This window comes from Chryseobacterium sp. S0630, assembly GCF_024158915.1.
Lineage (GTDB): Bacteria > Bacteroidota > Bacteroidia > Flavobacteriales > Weeksellaceae > Chryseobacterium.
Genome location: NZ_JAMZGF010000114.1, coordinates 1 through 2,687, shown reverse-complemented (window position 1 = coordinate 2,687; position 2,687 = coordinate 1). Strand labels below are relative to the sequence as shown.

3 protein-coding genes are annotated in these 2,687 nt (G+C 32.2%); all 3 read left to right on the top strand.

Features of this window, described 5'->3' with window-relative positions; translation table 11 throughout:
* Positions 1–258: 258 nt before the first annotated feature.
* The 3 genes from NK356_RS23970 (at position 259) to NK356_RS23960 (ending at position 2,548) form a co-directional block, all read left to right on the top strand.
* Positions 259–1,842: an RHS repeat domain-containing protein gene (locus NK356_RS23970; protein WP_253318240.1), complete on the top strand. Its 1,584-nt coding sequence runs from the start codon at positions 259–261 to the stop codon at positions 1,840–1,842.
* Positions 1,839–2,282, top strand: coding sequence for a hypothetical protein (locus tag NK356_RS23965; protein WP_253318239.1), 444 nt, complete (start codon positions 1,839–1,841; stop codon positions 2,280–2,282). Before NK356_RS23970 ends, NK356_RS23965 begins: the two co-directional genes overlap by 4 nt.
* 110 nt (positions 2,283–2,392) lie before the next feature.
* Positions 2,393–2,548 (top strand): hypothetical protein, encoded by a 156-nt coding sequence (locus tag NK356_RS23960; RefSeq protein ID WP_253318238.1) that lies wholly within the window; start codon positions 2,393–2,395, stop codon positions 2,546–2,548.
* Positions 2,549–2,687 lie beyond the last annotated feature (139 nt).

Here is a 2,687-nt window from a genome sequence, read left to right as displayed (position 1 = left end):
GGGTTATTCTCAAACTCTCTCTGAGGAATACTGAATAAGTAATAGTTACTATTGGGTGTAAAAGCAGATTTATCCGGGAAATCAAGAACAGGAACATTCTACAACTCTCCTATTCATTCGATGCTATCAAAATCAACTGAAAAGCAGAACTACTGGAGGAGATTTTAACATTATTGAATCTTTTGATTATGAGAATAATGACTCTGTATTCATGATGGATTGAAGGGTGATGCCGCCTTCCAATATGGACTGACTGCAATGAGACAAAGAGTTACTTACGGAGGTAATTTTAATGCCGACGGAAATGGAAAATTCACTAAATTTTACAGTGAAGACGGAAGTTTCGAGGTAACAAAAGACAATATCACAGGTAAAGAAAAACATATTCTTTATATTGGTGGATCTCCTTACGAAAGTTCTATTATTTATGTTAAGAATTATAATGAAACATCTGCTTCCTATAAATTCTTGCACAAGGATTATTTAGGCAGTATCTTAGCCATTAGTGATGAAGCTGGAAACAAGCTGGAACAAAGACACTTTGATGCTTGGGGTAACCTAACTCATCTCCAGATTGGCAACGGGCAGATAATAACTGATGTAAATAAAATACAGGAAATTGTAAACGCAGGAGGGTTATTATTGGAAAGAGGTTATACATCTCATGAGCACTTTATGGAAGTTGGAATCATTCATATGAATGGAAGATTATATGATCCGTTATTGAGGAGATTCTTAAATGCAGATGAAAATATTCAGGACGCTTACAATACACAGAGTTATAACAAATATGGATATGTAATGAATAATCCATTAATGTTTAATGACCCTAATGGGGAGTATGCACTTCCTGCCGCTATGCTTGTTGCATTTGCCGCCGCAATTGTTACTTCCATCACTGGTGATTATATTATGAACAGACCAGTTAATATTGGAAGTCTATATCAATCAGTAACTCTTGCTGCTATGACCTCTTATTTAACATTTGGTGTCGGTGAACTTTTTAGAGCAGGAGGACAGATAGCAAATTCCTTAAGCCAGACAAGCCTGATTATTGCTAGAGCCGGAGCCCATGCTATAACCCAGGGAACACTTTCCTACATGCAGGGCGGAAACTTCTGGAGTGGAACTTTAAGTGGCGCCTTTGCAAGCGCGTCTAATGATTTATTAGATCTGGCTGCAAAACATGTAGGAGAAAATAATATACTAAGAAGCGACCGTTTTGCCCTCTTCAATGGAGCAGTAAGCGGTGGTGTCGGTTCTGTTTTAGGAGGTGGAAATTTCTGGATGGGAGCAGGACAGGGATTGATGGTTACTGCTTTTAATTTTCTTGCGCATAAATTTAATGTGAATAGTAAATATAAAAAGGAACTTGATGATGCAGGATTTAAACCAAGCGATCCAGCTAAATTTTCTAATGCGGAACCAATGGTTGAAAAAGTTAAGACTTTAAATAGATTAGCAGATGGTGATAAAATAGTTTATACCGACAATGCACCCGCAAGTGATTGGGCACAATATGAGCCTGGTAATGTTAAATTAAATATGGAGCGAAATAAAACAAATTGGGACATGTTTTTGAGCTTATTTCACGAATTAAATCATCACTATTTTATAAAATATTATTACACCCCTTTCAGAGATCATTATTTCACAGGTAAGAAAAGAGGTTGGGAGGTAAGAGAATTTTATAATGAGTATTATGCCAACTATTTACAAAACCAAATAGACAGTTCAAGAGGAATAAATTATAAATATTTTAAATTGCGAATTGAGCAACTAGGTTATGATTTAAATGAGTTAATACATTTCCACCAAAATTATAAAATTCAATCAAAATGAAATTATTACGATGTCTTTTAATATTAATATCATCTTTATTTAATGCGCAAAGTTTTAACATAAAGATTGAGAGTTTTGACTATAAGGAAAGTAAATTAATCATCAACTATAGCATTCAGAATTTACTGAATAGGGCTCAATACTTAGTAGTTAATCCCAAAGGATTTGAAACCTATTTTGATATTGATGAATACTCATACAATTTGGAGAATTTTAATGAGAAGAGAAAAAATTTATTATCCCCTAGAATTGTTCTATACGATGAACATAATAACATTGTGAAAGTAGACCTTTTCTCATTATCCTCCCCTGTTGACTCTATCGAAAAAAAAATGATCAATGAATATAATTCTCAACTAAAAAAAAGAAAGAATACTATTTACCTTTTAAAAGGAAATTCAAAAAACCCTTTGGTTGGATTGAAATACATGAAACAATAAATAATAATATACTAAACTTTGAAGCATTTGAAAAGAAAACATTCATAGGCGCTGTAGATTTAGATAAATTCATTTATGATCCTATATTTAAGTCAAATGAAACATTTAATATGAAAGAAAATGAAACGTATTCATTTTCTTTAAAATTAAAACAGGATGCTAACTTTCTTAAAGAATTTATTGATAATAAAAAAGTCAATATTAAAGATTTAAATATAATCAGTGAAAAGCAATCTTTTATTTATAGAAAAGTAATTCATAATTAAATAGAAGACTAAATATTTGTTATTTCAATCATAGATAATAATCCATAATTCAATCCCCTGATTTTTGGACTGCACCCAAAAGTTTAGACAAAATTAAACAATATTATTATATGAAAGAGTTCGGTACTGTACCGGACTC

Bases quoted from the DNA above. Each gene is read 5' to 3' on its own strand.
- NK356_RS23970 (WP_253318240.1), top strand. From the start codon at position 259: ATGAGACAAAGAGTTACTTACGGAGGTAATTTTAATGCCGACGGAAAT.
- NK356_RS23965 (WP_253318239.1), top strand. From the start codon at position 1,839: ATGAAATTATTACGATGTCTTTTAATATTAATATCATCTTTATTTAAT.
- NK356_RS23960 (WP_253318238.1), top strand. From the start codon at position 2,393: ATGAAAGAAAATGAAACGTATTCATTTTCTTTAAAATTAAAACAGGAT.